12 protein-coding genes are annotated in these 19,481 nt (G+C 70.1%); 5 read left to right on the top strand and 7 right to left on the bottom strand.

The features are described from left to right. Nucleotides 1-19 precede the first annotated feature (19 nt). Nucleotides 20-2,308 (top strand): HlyD family efflux transporter periplasmic adaptor subunit, encoded by a 2,289-nt coding sequence (locus GBZ48_RS22200; protein ID WP_343049628.1) that lies wholly within the window; start codon nt 20-22, stop codon nt 2,306-2,308. Between the two features lie 10 nt (nt 2,309-2,318). On the opposite strand, the gene GBZ48_RS22195 is transcribed toward GBZ48_RS22200, so the two are convergent. From GBZ48_RS22195 to GBZ48_RS22180, 4 genes are all read right to left on the bottom strand, one after another. Beyond that, nucleotides 2,319-5,303, bottom strand: a complete 2,985-nt coding sequence (locus tag GBZ48_RS22195) for a M10 family metallopeptidase C-terminal domain-containing protein (RefSeq protein WP_246307372.1) — start codon at nt 5,301-5,303, stop codon at nt 2,319-2,321. A 250-nt stretch (nt 5,304-5,553) separates the two neighbouring features. Further along, nucleotides 5,554-6,882, bottom strand: a complete 1,329-nt coding sequence (locus GBZ48_RS22190; RefSeq protein ID WP_174472995.1) for a tetratricopeptide repeat protein — start codon at nt 6,880-6,882, stop codon at nt 5,554-5,556. A gap of 2 nt (nt 6,883-6,884) precedes the next feature. Further along, nucleotides 6,885-10,004, bottom strand: coding sequence for a glycosyltransferase family protein (locus GBZ48_RS22185; protein ID WP_343049626.1), 3,120 nt, complete (start codon nt 10,002-10,004; stop codon nt 6,885-6,887). Beyond that, nucleotides 10,001-11,608 (bottom strand): tetratricopeptide repeat-containing glycosyltransferase family protein, encoded by a 1,608-nt coding sequence (locus GBZ48_RS22180; protein ID WP_174472994.1) that lies wholly within the window; start codon nt 11,606-11,608, stop codon nt 10,001-10,003. Before GBZ48_RS22180 ends, GBZ48_RS22185 begins: the two co-directional genes overlap by 4 nt. Nucleotides 11,609-11,784: 176 nt before the next feature. Here GBZ48_RS22180 and GBZ48_RS22175 point away from each other — a divergent pair, with 176 nt between their 5' ends. Beyond that, complete coding sequence (locus GBZ48_RS22175; RefSeq protein WP_174472993.1) at nt 11,785-13,128, top strand: hypothetical protein; 1,344 nt, start codon at nt 11,785-11,787, stop codon at nt 13,126-13,128. A 40-nt stretch (nt 13,129-13,168) separates the two neighbouring features. On the opposite strand, the gene GBZ48_RS22170 is transcribed toward GBZ48_RS22175, so the two are convergent. After that, nucleotides 13,169-13,720 (bottom strand): hypothetical protein, encoded by a 552-nt coding sequence (locus GBZ48_RS22170; RefSeq protein WP_211105845.1) that lies wholly within the window; start codon nt 13,718-13,720, stop codon nt 13,169-13,171. A gap of 123 nt (nt 13,721-13,843) precedes the next feature. After that, entirely contained in the window at nt 13,844-15,049 is a 1,206-nt protein-coding gene (locus GBZ48_RS22165; RefSeq protein WP_174472992.1) for an RNA-guided endonuclease InsQ/TnpB family protein, read from the bottom strand. Between the two features lie 441 nt (nt 15,050-15,490). On the opposite strand from GBZ48_RS22165, the gene GBZ48_RS22160 reads away from it, so the two are divergent. The 3 genes from GBZ48_RS22160 (at nt 15,491) to GBZ48_RS22150 (ending at nt 18,721) form a co-directional block, all read left to right on the top strand. Continuing rightward, nucleotides 15,491-16,078, top strand: coding sequence for a D-sedoheptulose-7-phosphate isomerase (locus tag GBZ48_RS22160; RefSeq protein WP_174472991.1), 588 nt, complete (start codon nt 15,491-15,493; stop codon nt 16,076-16,078). Between the two features lie 8 nt (nt 16,079-16,086). After that, nucleotides 16,087-17,823 (top strand): O-linked N-acetylglucosamine transferase, SPINDLY family protein, encoded by a 1,737-nt coding sequence (locus GBZ48_RS22155; RefSeq protein ID WP_174472990.1) that lies wholly within the window; start codon nt 16,087-16,089, stop codon nt 17,821-17,823. Between the two features lie 64 nt (nt 17,824-17,887). Further along, nucleotides 17,888-18,721, top strand: coding sequence for a class I SAM-dependent methyltransferase (locus tag GBZ48_RS22150; protein WP_174472989.1), 834 nt, complete (start codon nt 17,888-17,890; stop codon nt 18,719-18,721). A 73-nt stretch (nt 18,722-18,794) separates the two neighbouring features. Here GBZ48_RS22150 and GBZ48_RS22145 read toward each other — a convergent pair whose 3' ends face one another. Continuing rightward, nucleotides 18,795-19,451 carry a hypothetical protein gene (locus GBZ48_RS22145; RefSeq protein WP_174472988.1) on the bottom strand — a complete coding sequence of 219 codons (657 nt, stop codon included), beginning with the start codon at nt 19,449-19,451 and terminating at the stop codon, nt 18,795-18,797. Between the last annotated feature and the right edge of the window lie 30 nt (nt 19,452-19,481).

Genomic DNA, 19,481 nt, shown 5'->3' with positions numbered 1-19,481 from the left:
CCTCGCGGTCGGCCCTGGCATAACGGCCGGGCTTTGCGGCTGTTGCAGGCTCGGTGCCGGCGGGCCGCGCGGGAGGGGCTTCGGCCAGATAGGCGCTGGGGACGTAGCCCTGCGGCTTGCCGCCCCGGCCGATCCGCTGGCGTCCGTGCGGCTGCCGGGGTTGCGCGACGATCTGGCCCTGCTGCCGGCGCCGGCGGGACAGGACGGGGCGCCGGGCTGGACCGTCCACGACCCGGTGCGCAACCGCTATTTCCGCATCGGGCCGGAGGGATTCGCGCTGATCGCCCACTGGCACCATGCCAACCCGCGCGCCATCGCCGCGGCGGTGGCGGAGCAGAGCCTGTTCGAGCCGACGGTCGAGGACGTCATCGGCTTCTACCAGTTCCTGGCGGCCAACAACCTGACCGTCACCGCCGACACCGCCTTTCTGGCGCGCCAGGCGGCGGCGCGGCACACGGGCTGGTTCTGGTGGCTGATCCACAACTACCTGTTCTTCCGCATCCCGCTGGTGCGGCCGGACCGCTTCCTGTCGGCGACGGTTGGGCTGGTGGCGCCGCTCTACAGCCGGGCCTGGATGGCCGTGGTGCTGCTGACCGCGCTCCTGGCCGGGTTGCTGGTGGCGCGGCAGTGGGATGCCTTCCTGCACACCTTCCAGCATTTCTTCTCGCCCGAAGGGCTGGCGCTCTATGGCGTCACCCTGCTGGGCACCAAGATCTGCCACGAGCTTGGCCATGCCTACACCGCCAAGCGCTTCGGCTGCCGGGTGCCGACCATGGGGGTTGCCTTCCTGGTGATGTGGCCGGTGCTCTACACAGACACCACCGACGCCTGGAGGCTGGTGTCGCGCCGGCAACGGCTGGCGGTGGGGGCCGCCGGCATGGTGACCGAGCTGACGATCGCCGTCTTCGCCACGCTGGCCTGGAGCTTCCTGCCCGACGGACCGCTGCGCAGCGCCGCCTATTTCCTGGCGACGGTCAGCTGGGTCACCACGCTGGCGATCAACCTCAGCCCCTTCATGCGCTTCGACGGCTATTACCTGCTGTCCGACGCCCTGGACGTGCCCAACCTGCAGGAGCGCGCCTTCGCCATGGCGCGCTGGAAGCTGCGGGAATGGCTGTTCGGCCTCGGCATGGCTCCACCGGAGGAGATGCCGGCGGGACGGCGCCGCATCCTGCTGGCCTATTCCTATGTCACCTGGGTCTACCGGCTGGTGCTGTTCCTCGGCATCGCTCTGCTGGTCTACCACGTCGCCATCAAGGTTCTGGGGATCCTGTTGTTCGCCATCGAGATCGGCTGGTTCGTCGCGCGCCCCTTCCTGACCGAGGCCAAGGCCTGGTGGTCTCTGCGCGACCGTTTCCATGTGAACCTGCGCACCGGGCTGACGCTGGCCGGGCTGGCGGTGGCGGTCGGGCTGACCCTGCTGCCGGTGACCGCCACCGTGTCGGTGCCCGTTGTCTGGCGGGCGTCGGGATTCGCCACCGTCTACGCTCCCTTCCCCGCCCGGCTGGAGGAGACGCTGGTCGCCCGCGGCCAGAGCGTGGTGGAGGGCGAACCGCTGTTCCGCCTGACCGCCCCCGACCTGGAGGGCAAGCTGGGCCAAGCCGAACTGCGCATCGACTGGATGCAGGAGCAGATCGCCCGCATGACCGCCAGCCGCGAGCAGCTCGACCGCGTGCGGGCGATGGAGGAGGATCTGGCCGCCGCCCTGGCCGAGCGGCAGGGCATTCTCGACAGCCGCGACCGGCTGGTGGTGCGCGCTCCCCTGTCGGGCACCGTGCGCGACATGGAGGATGCGCTGATCCCCGGCCGCTGGATCGGTCCGAAACTGCCGCTGGCGACGGTGGTGGCGCCGGGCAGCGGCGAGCTGGTCGGCTATGTCGGCGAAGGCGATTTCGACCGGCTGAGCCCGGGGGCCGGAGCGCAGTTCCACCCCGACGACCCGCTGGCCCCCCGGCGCGCGGCGACGGTGCGCGCGGTCGACCCGGTCGCCGTGTCGGTTCTGGACGTGCCGGCGCTCGCCTCGGTCAATGGCGGTCCGGTGGCGGTGGAGGGGCAGGCGGGGCCCCAGCCGGGCCAGCAACCCCATGGCGGTTCCGCCCGCAGCGCGCTCGCCCCGGTGGAGGCGGTCTACCGCATCACCCTGGACGTCGAACCGGTAAAGGTCGGGCCGGACGCCCCAGGCGGCGCACAGGACGGGCCGGAGCGCGTCAGCCGCGGCATCGTCCGCGTGGCGGGCGAGGCCCGCAGCATCGCCGAGCGCTTCTGGCGCATGGCCGCGTCGGTGCTGATCCGCGAGACGGGATTCTGACCGGGCCGGATCACCCCAGCCCCGCTGCCAGCATCCCATCGTCCGACGCGGCGAAGCCGGCCGCGGCCGGGCGGACATAGCCGATCGGGTTGGGGCGCGTCTCGTTGCGGCCATACTGGATGAAGTGGACCAGCGCCTGCTGCTGGTCGCTGCCGAAGGCGCGCTGGAGGTCGGGGTTGGCCATCAGATAGGCAAGCGCGTTGAACCGGGTCGGGCGCCCGCCCGCCTGGCCGATGGACTGGTAATGGGCGGTGGCGGCGGCGGTGTCGGTGCCGAAGGTTGCCGCCAGATCCGGGTTGGCGGCCAGATAGCTCAGCGGGTCGAAGCCGGCGGCGTCGCGCCGCGATGTGTTGCCGTAGAGCACGACATAGAGCTTCACCTGCTGCTCGCTGCCCGAAAAGACGCTCAGCAGATCCGGATTGGCCAGCAGATAGTCATGGGCGTTGAAGCTGGTGCTGCGGTTCTCCAGCCGGCCATAGCGGATGTAATGCTCCTCCGCCCGCACCGGATCGTTGCCGATTGCGGCGGCGAGGTCGCGGTTGGCCGCCAGATAGGAGAGCGCGTCGAAGCTGGTGCTGCGCCCCTCCCGCCGGCCGCTGGACAGGTAATGGCCCGCTGCCCGCGCGGCGTCGGTGCCGAAGGCGGCGGCGAGGTCGGGGTTGGCCGCCAGATAGGCCAGGCTGTCGAAGGTGATGCCGCGCCCCTCGGCCCGGCCGGAGGTTACGTAATGGCGGGCCGCCGCCGCCGGGTCCAGCCCGAAGGCCGCCGCCAGATCCGGGTTCGACACCAGATAGCCGTAGCCGTCGAACCGGGTGCTGCGCCCCTCCCGCTGTCCGCTGGACAGGTAATGGCGGGTGGCGGCCGTCGCGTCGGTGCCGAAGACGGCGGCGAGGTCGGGGTTGGCCGCCAGATAGGCCAGCGGGTCGAAGCTGCCGGCCGACCGCCCTTCCCGGCGGCCCAGGGTCAGATAATGCCGGCTCGCCGCAGCGAGGTCGTAGCCGAAGGCCGCCACCAGATCGGGATTGGCGGCGAGGTAGGAGAGCGGATCGAAGGACCGGGTCCCCCGCCCCTCCGCCCGGCCGGCGGACAGGTAATGCGCACGCGCCGCCGCGGCGTCGGTGCCGAAAATCGCCGCAAGGTCGGGGTTGGAGGCGAGATAGGCCAGCGGGTCGAAGCCGGCCATCGTCTCGGCCAGCGTGGTCACCCGCAGGGTCACGGTCTGGCCGCTGACGGCCCCCTGGCTGTCGGTGACGGTGTAGGAGAAGGACCCCGGCGATGCCGGGGTGCCGGTCGGTGCCTGATAGGTCAGGCCGGCCAGATCGGCCGTGCCCAGCGTCATCCCGCCGGTGACGGCGCTTCCGTTGGCAAGCCGGAGCGTGCCGGCGGACGGCAGGCGGACCAGCGTCACCGTCATGCTGTCGCCTTCGTCCGGATCGCTCGGCCGGTCGATGCCGAGCGCGATGGCCGGCCCGGCCTCCAGGGCGGTCAGGGTCTTGTCGCCCTGGACGGCCGGCGGCCGGTTGGCCGGGCGCGAGGCGATGGTGAAGCCGATCCAGCGGCTCCACGCAATGCCGTTGTAGGCGCGCACCGACAGCTCGTCGATGCCCGGCAGGGTGGAGGCGGCGAAGGTGATCCCGGCGAAGGCAGCCGCGGTCAGCGGCACCACCGCGCCGGCACCTTGAGCCGTGCCGCCGACCATGATGGAGCCGGCGCCGTCGGTGTTGTCGACCAGTTCATACTGGGTGACGAGGCCCCCGGCCGGATCGGTCGCCGTGATCAGGCTGGCGATGCCGACGGAGGAGCCGATGGAAACCCGGCCGGCCCTGGCGGTGACCGCCGGAGGCAGCAGGCTGATGCGGGTGTCGGCGAACAGGGCGAATTCAACGTCGGTCAGCGTGTCGGTGCCCTCGCCGCCGCCGGAGATGGTGGCCCCGTCGGAGGTGACGGTGATGGTGTAGGAGGATCGGCTGCCGTTGTAGACCGCGGTGTCGGTTCCGCCGCCGCCCTGCAGCGTGTCGTCGCCGGCACCGCCGGTCAGCGTGTCGTCGCCGGCACCGCCAACCAGCAGGTTGTTGGCGCTGTTGCCGATCAGGATGTCGCTGCCGCTGCCGCCGATGGCGTTCTCGATGGTGACGCCGGTGGCGATCGACACATTGCCCACCGCCAGCCCGCCCGAGCCGTTGGGGCCGATGGAGCTGAAGGCGCCAGGGGTCAGGTCGATGCTGACCGCCGATGCCTGGCCGCTGGCATCGATGGTGTCGGTGCCGCCGGCATCCCAGATGGACTGGCTGACCGCGACCGTGTTGCTGCCGAAGGCATAGCGGTCGTCGCCGATGCGGGTGTTGGCGTTGGCGCCGTAGAGATATTGGGCCGCCGCGATGTCGTACAGCGCCGGCCCCGTCGCCAGCCCGTTCAGTCCCAGGCTGGGGTGCCTGTTGTAGGACATGATCGTGTAGCGGTAATTGTCCTCGGTCGAGGACAGGTAGGGCGGCTCGCCCCCGCCGCCGGTGGCGTTGTAGTTGCCGGGATGCTTCAGCCCGATGGCATGCCCGATCTCGTGCAGGATGGTCAGGTAGCCATAGGTTCCCGGCGTCGGGCTGGTGTTGGTGGCGCTGCTGTTGGAAAGGTAGATGTCGCCGCCGCCGTCATAGAGCGAGCCGCTCGGATAATAGGCGTAGGCGGCGCTGGAGCTTTGCCGGTTGGTGCCGATGCGGATCGACCCGCCCTGCCCGCTGTTGGCGCTGTCGGAGGTCTCGACGAAGAAGATGTTGGCGACGGCGCTCCAGGCGGCGAAGGCCTGGCGCACCGCGTCGCGCTGCGTGGCGGACAGCGGCGCGAAGCCTGTCCTGTCCGAGCTGGTGGCGTAGGACGGCAGCTGCTCCATGAAGCTGTAGGTGACGGTTGCCCCGCTGCCGACGCCGCCGCTGCCCCAGCGCGGCGTCCCCGACGCCAGCAGGGCCGAGACGGTGGCGGAAGCAGTAGCCTGCGGAAGCATGCCCTGTGACGCTCCCTGCAAATCCGGCGCTGCGGCGATGGCGGGAGCGCTCCAACCGGCAGCGCTGCACAACAGGCAGGAACAGGCGGGCATCGTGCCGCCTGGGGCGTCGGGCAGGTCGGAAAGGGTGAGTGTCATGACCGGGAGGAAAACCGCACCGCGGACTGCGGCACGGCCACTCTACAGCCTTTCATTCTCCTATCGAAAGGGGCGGTTATCCCGGACCTTTTTTCTCACCGGCTGGTAATTTTCAGAAGCCGTTGGCCCGCAGGATGTCGTCCCGCTTTTCGCTGTAGGGGCTGTTGCCGTGCTTTCCGGACAAGGCTCCGGTCAGGATGAGCGGAAGTTCGTCCCCCGGCCGCGCCGGCAGGACAGCGTCGGGCCAGACGGCATGGGTCATCTCGCTGCCCAGCAGCTGTGCCGCCCGTTGGACGCAGACGAACAGCGCCACCTGATCGATCATCCAGAGATAGAAGCGCTCGAAATTGGTCCTGAGGAAATCCGCGATCATCAGAAGCGTCAGATAACCGGCCGGACCATGGCGGAAACAGACGAAGGACGCGTTGTAGCGGCTGCACAGGGGTTCGCCGCGATAGTCGGTGTGGAGGACGTCGCCGTCCGCTGCCGCCCTGACGATGTCCTCCGGCTTTTCGCGGAACAGCACGTCGGCGTCGCACACGATCACATTCGCCTTGTGCCGCAGCATCGCCTCGGGCGCGACGAGGAAGCGGGAGGAGGCATAGTGAGGCTTGTCGAAGGCATCTCCCCGGAGCGCCCAGGTCTCATGCGTGAAGACGAGGGGCATGGTGCCGACCGCCTCGCGCAGACGCCCGATCAGCCGGTCGACCTCATCGTCGCCGTTGATGATGTGGTAATGGACCGTGACCGCCGAACCCAGCTCATGCAGGTTCAGGATCTGGGCGGCGGCGTAACGCTTGAAATAGGCGGCGTCCACCGACACCAGCAGGACGGACGCCTCCGTCCGTGGGAGCGGCAGGACCTCGTCGGCCTTCGCCAGAACCCAGGCGGCGCGGCGGAGGGCGAGAGACGACAGATCGATCGCGCACAGACCGTCCCGGACATATTTGCCCTGGCGGAACAGGGCTTCGGCGAGCCAGAGGTGGAAGATGACGTTTTGGCTGCCGGCAGCGGCACGGCCATGGGTCTCGGCCAGTTCCGGACAGCCGGCCTCATTGTACAGGAAGGACAGGTTGGCGTGAATCTGCAGCCGCAGGGGCGACGGCGCCGCATGCTCCAGCGCGCGGTGGAGAAGGGCGATGCCCTGGCGCGGAATTCCGGGGTCGCGCTGAAGGACGCCCATCCCGGCGAAAGCCATCCGGTCGGCGAGGGCAAGATACAGCTCCCCGTCATCGGGCCGGCAATCGATCAGCGCGTCGGCCAGCCGCCATTTCTCCGCCTCGTCGCCGATCTGGCCGATCAGCAGCGCCAGGACCGTGTAAAGCTGCCGACGGTCGCCGCCCGCCTCGATGATGCGGAAATTGAGCTGGAACGAGGCCGGATCGCCGCCCAGCGCCGCGGCGATGCCATCGACCACCTGCTGGAACCTGTGCCGATCCATGGTCAGGCCCGTATGCCTTCAAGCTCCGCCTTCCGCCCGATCAGCTCCTCGAACACCGCTTCGATGCGGTCGACGGAGCGGGCGACGGTGAAGTCGCGGGCGCGGTCGCGGCCCGACAGGGCCATGCGCTGCCAGGCCGCGCGGTCCTTGACCAGGCTGCGCAGGCGGCCGGCAAGCGCCTCATGGTCCTCCGCGGGAAACAGCAGGCCGTCCACGCCGTCGCGCAGCACCTCGCCGCTGCCGCCGGTGCCGCTGCCGACCACGGTCAGGCCGGCGGCCATCGCCTCCACCTGCGAGATGCCGAAGGGCTCCTGGAAGACGCTTGGGAAGACCAGGACGTTGCAGCGGGCGAACAGGCCGGACAGGCCGCGGCGGTCGAGGAAGCCGGTGAAGCGCACCTTGCCGGCCATGCCATGGCGCGCCACGAAGTCGCGGCAGCGGGCGGCGAGGTCGGCGTCCGGCGCCTCCCCGGCGAAGGTGCAGTCGAAGTCGATGCCCTCGCGATGCAGGATCGCAAGCGCGTTGATCAGCGTCTGCGGCCCCTTGTAGTTGACGAACAGGCTGGCGAAGGCGATGCGCAGCCGGTCGATCGAGGGCATCGCCGCGCGGTGGAAGTAATCGACGCGGGCGCCGGGGTGGATCACCGTGGCGGACAGGCCGTAGCCGCCGGCGGCCAGCCGCTCCGCCACCCAGCCGCTGGCGGGCCCGGCACGGTAGAGGGGGGAACGGGGTGCGGCTTCCGGCGCGTAGCCGGGATGCTGGTTGCCCAGGCAATGCAGCACCGGAACCCCCATCTCCCGGGTCAGCGGGTCGAGAAACTCGGTCGCCAGCATGTCGAGGTTGCCGACCAGGCAGGCGTCGGCGCGGAAGTCGCGGGCGGTCTCCAGAACGCGGCGGATGTTGGCGCGGATCAGGGCCGAACAGTGGGCCGGGTCGTCATGGGTGAAGGCCCGTCCGGACTTCCAAGTGCCGTAGAGGGTCAGCGACCGGTCGACCTGCGCCTCGATGTCCTCGGTGCCGGCGATGCCCGGCCGGGCAAGCTCGGGTATATCGGCGGTCAGCACCTTCACCGCATGGCCGCGGCGGATCAGCTCGGCCGAGAATTCCCACAGCTTGCGGCCATAGCCGCCGAACTCCTGCGGCGGAAACAGGTTGGTGACCCCCAGGATGCGGCGCGGCCGCCCGGTGGAGGAAACCGTCGCCTGCCGGAACAGCGCGCCGTAGCGCTCCAGCCCCGGATGGCCGCCGGCCGCGGCGGCAAGCGCACCGGCGTCCAGGTCGGGGGCGGGATCGGCCTCCCCGGCAAGGCCGGCGGCACGCCGGGCCTCGCCCAGATAGATCGACGCCTCCACCGGGCGTCCGCCCGCCGCGCACAGGCGGGCCAGCCCGGCGAGCGCATCCGTCAGCCCACGGTCCAGCCCGACGGCTTTCAGCAGGAAGCGCTCGGCCAGATCGTTGTCGCGGAAGCGGGCGGCCAGTTGGGCGACGCCGACCATCTGGTCGGGGGTCTGCAGCACCGGCTCCAGCGCCGCGAGGCGCGCGCGCCTCAGGCCCGGTGCCAGCTCCGCCGCCAGATCCGGATCGGACAGCGAGCGTCCGGCATAGCGCAGCACGTCGGCGCACTGGAACAGGATGCCGCCCGGTCCGCCGGAGCCGGCGTCGGCCGGCGCGAAGCCCCAGCCGGCAAGATAGGCGGAGGCCTCGGCATGGTCCCGCGCCGAGGCGGTGGGACAGAGGATGGAAGCGCCGGGCAGCCGGACCATCCGGCGGTCGGTTTCGGTCCTGTCGGTTTGCGCCCTGTCGGTTTGGCGGCCTGGCCAGGGCAGCAGCATCACCGCCTCATCGCGCACGCGGGCGGCGGAGGGGGGCAGCGGCAGGGCAACCGGGTCGGCCGGATCGGGATTGGCAGCGTCGCCCGGTGTGGCGAAGGCCACCCGCGGCAGGTCGCGGACCATGAGGCGCAGGTCGACGGCGAAGCCGTCCTCTTCGGCGGCATGGACGGTCAGCCGCGACGCGGTCAGCTGCAACCGCTGCAACGCCTCGTAGGCGGCGAGACGGCAGCGGAAGCCGGCACCCCGGACAGGCAGGGCCGACAACCCGCGCCGCTCCCCGCGGACCTCCAGCGCCGGGTCGACGCGGTCGTCGAACACCGCGGCGTGGAACTGGGCGCGCTTGACCTGCGGGCTGTGGAATTCCAGCAGATGCGCCTGCCCGGCCCGGCGGATCGCCATCGCCTGATCCGGATGGTCGAGGTAATGGCGCACCAGCTCCACCAGCTCGTCCGGCGAACGGTAGGTCGCGAGATGGCGGCCGGGGATGAAGCAGCGCTCCAGCCCGGCATCGTCCGACAGGGCGTCGGTGACGAGGAAGCCGCCGGCGCCCAGCGCCTCGAAGACGCGCAGGTTGAGGTCGCCGTTCAGCGAAACGTTCAGCGTGATCTGCGAGCCGGCATAGATGTCGGCCGCTGTTTCCGGCGGCGCCTGCATGCCCACCAGCGGCAGCCCGACCTCCACCAGCCGGTCCAGCACATGACGCCGCCAGGGATGGAAGGCGCCGATCTGGCCGACGAAGGTGAGCGGACGGTCGGGGACCGCGGGAATGTCGCGCCGGCGCAGCGCATAGTCCACCGCCGGGATCCAATAGACGCGGTCGAACCCCGCCTCCAGGAAGGCATGGGCATGCTGGCGGGTGTGGTCGAGCACCACCGCGTCGAAATTCTCCATCGCGCCATAGGCCAGCAGCGTGCGCAGCGGGCTGGCGAAATGGTGGCTGTCGCCGACCAGCAGCACCTTGGTCCCCGGCAGCCGGTCCAGCCCGCGGGGAAGGTTGCGCCGGGTGGCGTCGGCCTTCACCACGATCAGTTCCGGACGCTGGTGCGCCGGCAGGCGGGCGGTGATGGCCGGCAGATCGAACTCGCCGGGCGGGGTGTTCAGCGAGGCGAAGCCGTCGCCCGTCTCCACCGTCGGGCAGTCGGGCCCGCAGAACACCTCGCGCTCCGAGAACAGCGGCCGGCGGTAGTAGTCGGGCGGAGCCAGGCAGCAGAACAGCGTGACGGGGTTCGGCAGGCGGGAGGCCGCATCGGGCGCGGCCGGACCCAGACCGGGGGCGGCGAGGCTGGTCACAGCGCGTCCAGCTCCCGCAGAAGGGCGATCAGCCGGCGGGTCGCGGCCTGCCAGCTGAAATGCTCCAGCAGATGGGCCTGCGCCGACCGGCGGGTGCCGGCGGGGTCGTCGATGACCGCGCGCAGCAGCCGGGCGGCTTCGCCCTCGTCGGGGCTCCACCAGCTCTGGCCGACATAGGCGCCGATGCCGGGGGTGACGGCGCTGGGGATCATGTGCGCCACCTGCGCGTCCAGATAGGCGTGGTAGGCGCTGTGGTCGGGGGCCAGCAGGGTCAGTCCCATCGCTCCGGCCTGGGCCATCGGCAGATCCCAGCCCTCGCCGTGCGACATGCTCCAGTAATGGGTGGAGGCGGCGTGGAGCGACGTCATCTCCGTATCCGACAGCTTGCCTTCCACCAGGAACACCGGAGCCGCCTGTTCCGTCGTCCGGCCGGTCTGCGCCGACACCCTGGCCAGAAGATCGCGAATGCCGCCGGAGACCCCGGCGGCCTTGCCGGGCTTCAGCAGCAGGGCGGCCGGATCCTCCTTCCGCGTCGTGCGCAGCCAGACCCGCAGGACCCCGTCCAGATTCTTGCGGTCGTTGAAATCGGAGACGTTGAGGATGCGCACCGGATAGTCGGCCAGCCGGCGGCCCAGATTGTCGACGATGACGGCGGGGGCGGCGCGCGAGGCGTCCCCTGGGGCGTTCGTCTCCACCCCGGCGGGGCAGATGTGGATGCGGTCCGGCGGATGGCCGGCGCGCAGCCAGGCCATCCGCGAGGATTCGGTGGCGACGACGACATGGTCGTGGCGCCGGCTGTGGCCCGCCCACAGCGGCGGGATGTCGACCGCCTCGAACATGCTGAAATTGATGGTCTTCAGCCCCGGAACACTCTCCACCGCCGGCGGGGTGGTGACGGTGACCACCGCCTTGGCCCGCACCGGCCGGTCGAGCGAGAGCAGAAGCGGGTCGATCTGGCTGTCCGGCAGGTTGTCGGCGCCGCCATAATTCAGATCGACCAGCCGGACCCGGATCCCGGCCGCCACCAGCTCCTGGACGAAGCGGCGGACGACGTAGGCATAGCCGCTGCTGTCGCGGAAGACCCCGCGCACCACCAGCCCGGGCGGCAGGGACGGGTCGGCGGCATCGTCACGGATCGCCCGGGCGGTGACGCAGCGCTGGAGGGCATGGCGCAGCAGGTCGGCGGCTTTGTCCCCGGTCTCCATCGCGGCGGCCCGGCGCAGCAGCCGCTCGGCCTCATCGAGCCGCCCGCAGGCAAGCGCATCCCGTCCCAGGCGCGACAGCGTCATGACGCAGTCCGGCTCCACCTCCAGCTTGCGGCGGAAATGCGCCATGGCCGCGTCCAGCCGGCCCATCTGCACCAGGGAGTTGGCTTGGTTGAACAGGGCGCCGGAATGGGCCGGCACCAGCCGCAGGGCGCAGTCCACCAGCATCGCCCCGTGCAGGGGGGCGGTGCGACGCCCCAGCAGCCCAAGCAGATGGAGGGCATCCGCCTGGGCCGGATCGACCGCCAGGATGCTGCGGTAGAGCACGATCGCCCGGTCGGTTTCACCGGCTTGGTGCAGGCCGACGGCCCTGGTCAGGAGGTCATGGAGCGTGGTCATGGCACAGGCGCTGTTCTGGAACCGGGGCAGGGAAGATCGGACATCCGGATCGATGGAGCCGGAAAGCGCAGGAAGATCGGTGAAATTCCTGAGCCTTGCAACAAGGCAGCTTGACCCCCCGGCCGGCGCGGGTGCAATTCAACGCGACTCCGCCCCATCCTTTCCGGGTACCCTTTATGGTCGCCGCCAGCGAAACCGCCGCTCCCATCGAGATCGAAACCCTGCCGGGGCAGCGGAAGGCGGTCCCCGATGCCGTCAAGCAGGCGCTCGACTATTGCAATTCGGGCTGGCTCGACATCAGCATGGACATCTGCGGCCGCATCCTGGCCGTCGATCCCGGCAACGCCCATGCCCTGCTGGTCCAGGGCATAGCCGCCTACAAGAACCGCGAACCGGCCCGCGCGGTGGCAATCCTGGTGGAGGCGTTGCGCCGCAATCAGGGGTCGGTCGACATCCTCCATCACCTGGGGCTTGCGCTGTTGCAGTGCGGGCATCTCGACCGGGCGGAACTGGCGTTCGACTGTGTCCTCCAGGGATCCTCCGACCATGCCGAGGCGATGGCCGGGCTGGCCGACGTGCGCCGGGCCAGGGGCGATGCCGATGGCGCCTACGAGCTGCTGAAGCGCTCGGTCGCGCTGAAGGGCAATTATTCGCCCTCCTACATCGCCTATTCGCTGATGCGCTTCGACCGCTCGCTGCCGCCGGGGGAAGAGGGGGGATGGAACCGGCGGCGGGAGGTGCGGCGCGACCGCCCCCGGCTGACCATGGCCTCGCTCGGCTCCTACGGGCGCTTCGCCCAGACGGTGAACGAGTATGTCGCCGTCCGCCTCTATGCCGAGAAATACGGGATGGAGTTCCTGACCCCCGACTGGGTCGGGCATGCCTTCTTCTCCCTCGACGATCCGCGGCTGGACCCGTCGGCGCTGCCGGAATTCCAGGGCTGGCTGCAACAGCGCAAGGACTTCGCCCGCGGCTTCGACGACCGGGTGGCCGACCCCTTCCGCGACCGCGACCTGTTCCTGGGCGGCTCGCCGGTCAACCCGATGCTGACGGAGCGGCGGGCCGACATCCTGTCATGGCTGACCCCGCGCCCCTGCTGGGACCGCTTCCTGGAGCCGCCGGTGGAGGCGCTGCGCCGCCGCGGACGGACGCTGGTCGCCGTGCACATCCGCCAGACCGACTGGTGGAACCGGGACTACACGCCGCTGTCGCTCTATCTGGACTGGCTGGACGGGCTGTGGCCGACGCTGGAGGATCCGGTGCTGTTCGTCGCCACCGACGAGCCGAGCGTCGTGCCCGAGTTCGCCCGCTTCGACCCGGTGACCCCGGCCGACTTCCCCGTCCGCTGGGAGGGGCTGGAGTATCTGCAGGATTTCCACGTGATGACGCGGGCCGACATCCTGGCGATCAGCACGGGAGCCTTCGCCGCCACCGCCGCCGCGCTGAACCCCTCCCCCCGCCTGCTGGTCCATCCCGAAGAGGGCAACCGCGGGCTGGTGCCGTTCAAGGTGTGGCTGTAGGGGGCGGAGCGCTGCTCCCGCTCCTTCGCCTATCCCTTCTTCAGTCCGCCGCTTCCGGCGGCTTGGCCGCCTCGGTTGCGGAGCCGCGCGCCGGGTTCCGCATCGGGTTCCTGGGGTCGAACAGGCCAAGCCGCTGGAGGGTCTGGGCGAAGCCTTCGGTCAGCATGGTGATGCGGTCGCTGATCTCGGCGATCTCACGGGCGGAGATGACCGGGGCATCGGCCGAGATGCGGCCGTGGGCGCGGTAGTTCAGGCGGATGGCGACGTCGTCCGTCTCGCCCTGGATCCAGGAACCGTGCAGAATTTTATTGCGCTCGCGTCCAAGCTCCAGCGCCTCGTCGCAGCGGGACACCAGGGCCTTGGCTTCGTCGGCGGGCAGGCGCAGGCCGGCGATGGCCTTCAGCGCGTCGAAACGGGCCTTGACCTGCATGTTGGAGGCGATGGGAAGGAATTCGGTGTGATCGGCGCCGAGCAGCCGGGAGATGCACAGCGATACCATGTCCTCGAGCTGGGCCCAGGACACGGCGATCATGCCGATCGCGCAGTACATCTTCACGCTGAGGGGGCCCAGCCGGACCGTGCGCGTCGTCATTGGCCACCCTTGCCATTTTCGTCCCGCCGCCGGGACACAGGACCGAAAATAAGCGTTCCGGACGGTATGGGAAAGCCCTGACATCCCCTCCGCCCTGATGGGCGAAGGTTCCAGAGAGCCGCATCATGCAGCCCCCTGGCTGGTTCCTGCTTCATCGGGCCGCTTGGTGCGGTGTTCCTCCACAGGCTTCAACGCGCCGCCCGCACGCCGTAGAATGTTGATCGCCGCGTTGGTGTCGGCGTTGGCCCTATGGCCGCAACGCCCGCACACGAAGACGGCTTGGCTCGGCCGGTTGGCGGCATCGACATGGCCGCAGCAGGCGCAAGTCTGGCTGGTATAGGCGGCAGGCACCTCGACCAGCGTGCCGCCGCGATCCGCCAGCTTGTAGGCCAGCATGGTGCGGAACAGACCCCAGCCTTGATCGAGGATGGCCCGGTTCAACCCCGCCTTCTGCCGGACCCGGCGGCCCGGCTCCACGACCGTTCCTTGTGCCGACGCGGACATGGCCCGCACCGGCAACGCCTCCACAACGACCACGCCGTGGTTCTTGGCGATGGCCGTGCTGTGCTTGTGGAGGAAGTCCTTGTGGGCGTCGGCAACCCGCTTTTGACGTTTGCCGACCCGCCGCACCGCCTTGCGCCAGTTGGCCGACCCCCGCGCCTTGCGGGCCAGGGCACGCTGCGCCTTGCGCAGTTTCTTCAGCGCTGCCTTGCCGTGGTTGACCGGGGCGATGCTGGTGCCGTCGCTGAGGGCGGCGAACGCCGCCACGCCAAGGTCGATGCCGATAGGTGGCAGAGGGGATGGGACGGGTTCGGCACCCTCGCGCTCGCACTGCACGGCGGCGAACCAGTGCCCGGCGCGGCGGGATACCGTGATGTTGCGAATATCGCCCGGCAGTGCCATCCAGCCGCGCAGGCGGACCCAGCCCAACTTGGGCAGCTTCACGCGGCCTGACGAGGCGCCTGTGCGCTCGACCGCCAGCGAAACCGGATCGGGAAAGCGGAAGCTGTCGTTCACGTTCTTTCGGCGCGGGGTCGGCGCCCGGGCGCGGTCGGCCCACCAGTTCTGATACGCCCGCTCCAGATCGCGCAACGCCTGTTGCAGGGGGTGGACCGGCGCCGTCTTCAGCCACGCCACCTCGGCCCGCAGCTGGGTGAGCTCGCGGCATTGGCTGGCAAAATTGAACTTCCGGCCAGGACGGTACCAGTTCCGGCGCTGTTCCAGGGCAAGGTTGTAGACGAATCGGCACGCCCCCGCGATCTGCGCCATCTGGGCGGCCTGCTCGGGTGTTGGGTAGAGGCGGAACAGCACCGCCTTGCGGTCGATCATGCACAGCCTCCTGACAATGTCCTGTGATGTGAGGAAAGCGACGTCGGGCACTGACTGGCTCTGTATTTTCGCCACGCACATTCAGATCGTCTTCGTGACCAAAATACCGTCGCCGTGTGCTCACCGCGACCATGCTGGACGACACCCGAACCATCTTCGCCTCAGCCTCGGCCGACTTCGTCGCTGAGCATGATCGAGAGGGAAAACGAGGGCGACCAGGTGCATCGTCTCGAGGACCGCCGCCCAAGGTGGCGGTCTCGACGCTGGTGAACAGCCTCAACGGCGTGTCATTGCGCGGCTTGCAGTTGACAGGCCACCGCGTTCCATAGGATGCACTGGCCGCTGCACAGGGCGCGTGCCTGGATCCATGCTCCGATCCTGTCCCATCGCCGCCCCCTCGCCGCCGAAACGCACCATCGGTCACGCAAAGGTAGTCACCCCATGGACTCACAGGACATCGCCGCCCCTTCGCTGCACGGCTGCCTCACCGCCGCCATCGACGTCCTGCGGCGCACCATGGACAGCCTGGACCCCGCGAGGGTCGAGGCGGCGGTCGCGGCGGTCACGGCGGCGCTCGGCGCCAACAAGGCACTGCTGGTCTGCGGCAACGGCGGTTCGGCATCCGACGCGCAGCACATCACCGGCGAACTGGTCGGCCGCTTCCTGAAGGAGCGGCGCGGGCTGAAGGCGATCTGCCTCAGCTCCAACGCGGCCGTCCTGACCGCCTGGAGCAACGACTATTCCTACGACAGCGTCTTCGCCCGCCAGACCGAAGCCTATGGCGAGCCGGGCGGCGTCCTGCTGGGCATCTCCACCAGCGGCAACTCGCGCAACGTCATCGCCGCCTTCGAGGTGGCGAAGCGCCTGGGCATGACCACCATCGCCATGACCGGCGAAGGCGGCGGCAAGATGGCGGCCCTGAGCGACATCCTGCTGGACGTGCCGTCGCGCTCCACCCCGCTGATCCAGCAGGTCCATATCTGCCTCTACCATTACCTGTGCGAGCAGGTCGAAGCCCGTCTGGCCTGATCCCCTCCATGACCTCGTCCACCCTGGGCACGCTGAAACGCCAAGCGCTGGACGCTTTGGGCGCGGGGCGGCTGGAGGAGGCGGCGGATCTCTACCGCCGCCTGCTGGCGCAGGACGCCGGCGCCGCCGACCTGTGGAACAATCTGGGCGTCATCCTGTCCGAGCTGAAGCGCCCTGCCGAGGCGGCGGCGGCCTTGCGTGCCGCCCTGATCCTGCGGCCGGACTACGACAAGCCCTGGGTCGGGCTGGGGGGCGAGGCCTATGGCGGCGACCGGCTGGACGAGGCGGTGCGCTGCTGGACCCGGGCGATCCGGCTGGATCCGCAACAGGGTGCCGGGCTGTGGTTCAACCTGGGCGTGACCCGGCAGATGCGCGGCGAGGCGGCGGAGGCCGCCCTGGCCTTCGACAGGGCCGAGGCGCTGTTGCCGGACGATCCGCGCGTCGCCAGCCAGCGGCTTCTGTGCCTCAACTATCTCGACCTGTCGGGCGAGCGCCTGCTGGCCGAACACCGGCGCTTCGACGAGAGATTCGGCGGGCGGGCGGGCGGCCGGACGGGCGAGCGGGCGGAGGGCGGAGCCAGCAGCCGGCCCGCGATCCCGCACGCCAACCGCCCCGATCCGGAGAAGCGGCTGCGCATCGGCTACCTGTCGGTCGAGTTCCGCGAGCATCTCGGCGCCTATTTCCTGACGCCCCTGTTCGAGACGGCCAGCCGCAGCCGGTTCGAGATCGTCTGCTATTCGATCCTGCCGGTCGCCCATGGCGACGCCCACACCGCCCGCTTCAAGGCACAGGCCGACGGCTGGCGCGATGTGGGCCATCTGGACGACGAGGCGTTGGCCGCGCAGATCCGTGCCGACGGCATCGACATCCTGGTCGATCTTGCCGGCCATTCCGGGCTGAACCGGCTGCCGATGCTGGCGCTGCGCCCGGCGCCGGTGCAGGTGACGTGGCTGGGCTATCCCAACAGCACCGGCATGACGTCGGTCGACTACCGCATCGTCGATCCGGTCAGCGATCCGGTCGGCCCGACCGACACCCATGCGGTGGAAACGCTGGTCCGGCTGCCGGCGCCCTTCCTGTGCTTCCGCCCCCCGGCCTCCGCCCCGCCCGTGGTGCCGCTGCCGGCCGGTGCGACCGGAGCCGTCACCTTCGGGTCCTTCAACAAGCTGTCCAAGATCACGGACGGCACCATCGCGCTGTGGGCCGAGGTGCTGCGCCGGGCGCCGGACGCGCGCCTGCTGCTGAAGGACCGGCCGCTGTCCGATCCCGGCACCGCCGCCGCGATGAAGGCGCGCTTCGCCGCCGTCGGCGTCGACCCGGACCGGCTCGACCTCGTCGGCTTCATCAGGGACGCGGCCGGACATCTGGCCGCCTACAACCGCATCGACATCGCGCTGGATCCGCATCCCTACAACGGCACCATCACCACCTGCGACACGCTGTGGATGGGGGCGCCGCTGGTGACGCTGGCCGGCTCGCGCCACGCCGCCCGTGTCGGCGCCAGCCTGATGACCGCCATCGGCCTGCCCGAACTGGTCGCCGCCACCCCCGACCGCTATGCCGCCATCGCCGCCGACCTGGCCGGCGACCTGACCCGGCTGATGCGGCTGCGCATGGGCATGCGCGAGCGGGTGAGGGCATCGGCGCTGTGCGACGAGACGCGCTTCATGCGCAACCTGGAAACCGCCTACCGGCTGATCTGGCGGCGCTGGTGCGACGATGCCGCAACCGGGCGCTTGGCTTGACAAGCCCGCCCCCCGGCTTCTACCGATAGCCCCTTCTCCCGATCCACCACACCGGACCGCCGCGATGAGCGAAGCGCCGCCCTCCTCCCCCGCCCCCGACGCCGCGTCCGCGGTGCACAGCGGGTCGGCCGACCGCTTCGGCTACGAATGGGGCCGCTATGCCGAGCTGAAGGGCATCTACGAGGAACAGTTCCGCCGCTGGACGCCCTTCATGGCGCCGGAGGACTGGCGCGGCCTGACCTTCGTCGACGTCGGCTGCGGCATGGGACGCAACAGCCATTGGCCGATGAGCTATGGCGCCGCCGGCGGCCTGGCCATCGACATCGACGAGCGCAGCCTCGCCTCGGCGCGGGCCACGCTGGCGCCGCATCCGGCGATGGAGGTGCGCCGCCAGAGCGCCTATGAGCTGAACGAGGTGGAGCGCTTCGACCTCGCCTTCTCGATCGGCGTCATCCACCATCTGGCCCATCCAGAAACCGCACTCGCCAACATGGTGCGCGCGGTGAAACCCGGCGGCCGGGTGATGATCTGGGTCTATGGCCGCGAGAACAACGGCTGGATCGTCCGGTTCGCCGACCCGCTGCGCAAGGCGCTGTTCAGCCGCCTGCCGATCGGGCTAGTGCATGCGCTGTCCCTGCCGCCGACCGCCCTGCTGTGGCTGGCCTTGCGGCTGGGGCTGGACCGGCTGGAGTATTTCCGCCTGATCCGGCGCTTCGACTTCGCCCATCTGCGCTCCATCGTCTTCGACCAGATGCTGCCGAAGATCGCCAACTACTGGCGCCGCGACGAGGTCGAGGCGCTGATGACGGGCGCCGGGCTGGAAGACGTGCAGCTCGCCTGGGTCAATGAGATCTCCTGGGCGGCGATCGGAGCGAAGCCCCGCGACGGAGTGCTTTGATCGATTTCAATCCGGTTGGCGCCGCTTCAATTTGCGTCCACCGCGCATCACGCCAGCCCTGTGCCCGCGCATATCATCCGTCCTCACGGCAGCGCGCGGCCAGCCGCCGCGGCCGATTCTTCCGACGCTTTTCGGCCATGCGGATTGCGGCTGCGGCACGCTCGGCCGCCCCTGGCGCCGCATCCGGGCGCTCGGCATCCGGCAGGCCCCAATAATCAAAGTTGCCGGTCATCACCGCGACGAGGCGGCGCATCTCGATCCGGACCAGATCGCCGGCCTTGCGCGCGGCGTCGCGGTGTTCCCACGGACACAGGCCAGCATCGGCAGCCTGGGTCAGCGTGCGAATGCTGCGCTCGAGGCTGGTGCCGATGGCCCGCAGTTCACGGAACACCGCGCGCAGCGCCTCCACCTCCGCCGGATTCCACTGCGGCCGCCCCATCAGGTGCACCAAGGCCAGCGAGCGTAGCCAGGTCGCGGAACTGGTGCCATGGGCCCGGGCGGCCTCGGCCAGAGCCGCGCGCTCGGCGTCCTTGAAGCGGACCCCGACTTGGTGGCCCGTTCCGCTCCCTTGCGGCGCGGCCGGCGTCTGACCGTCCATCGCCTGGAGGATGAGCCGCCGCAACGCGGCAGAGGCACCACCGTCGGTCCGCCGCGCCCAGGCCTGGAACCGCTCAGCCAGAGCGGCATCGACATAGCCTCCAACCATCTTCTGTCCGGGCTTTGGCGGCATCACGCCAGCCTCGTTTCAAACCTGCTCCCA

This window comes from Azospirillum melinis, assembly GCF_013340935.1.
In the GTDB taxonomy this organism is placed as follows: Bacteria; Pseudomonadota; Alphaproteobacteria; order Azospirillales; family Azospirillaceae; genus Azospirillum; species Azospirillum melinis.
This window is presented reverse-complemented; position numbering and strand designations above follow the sequence as displayed.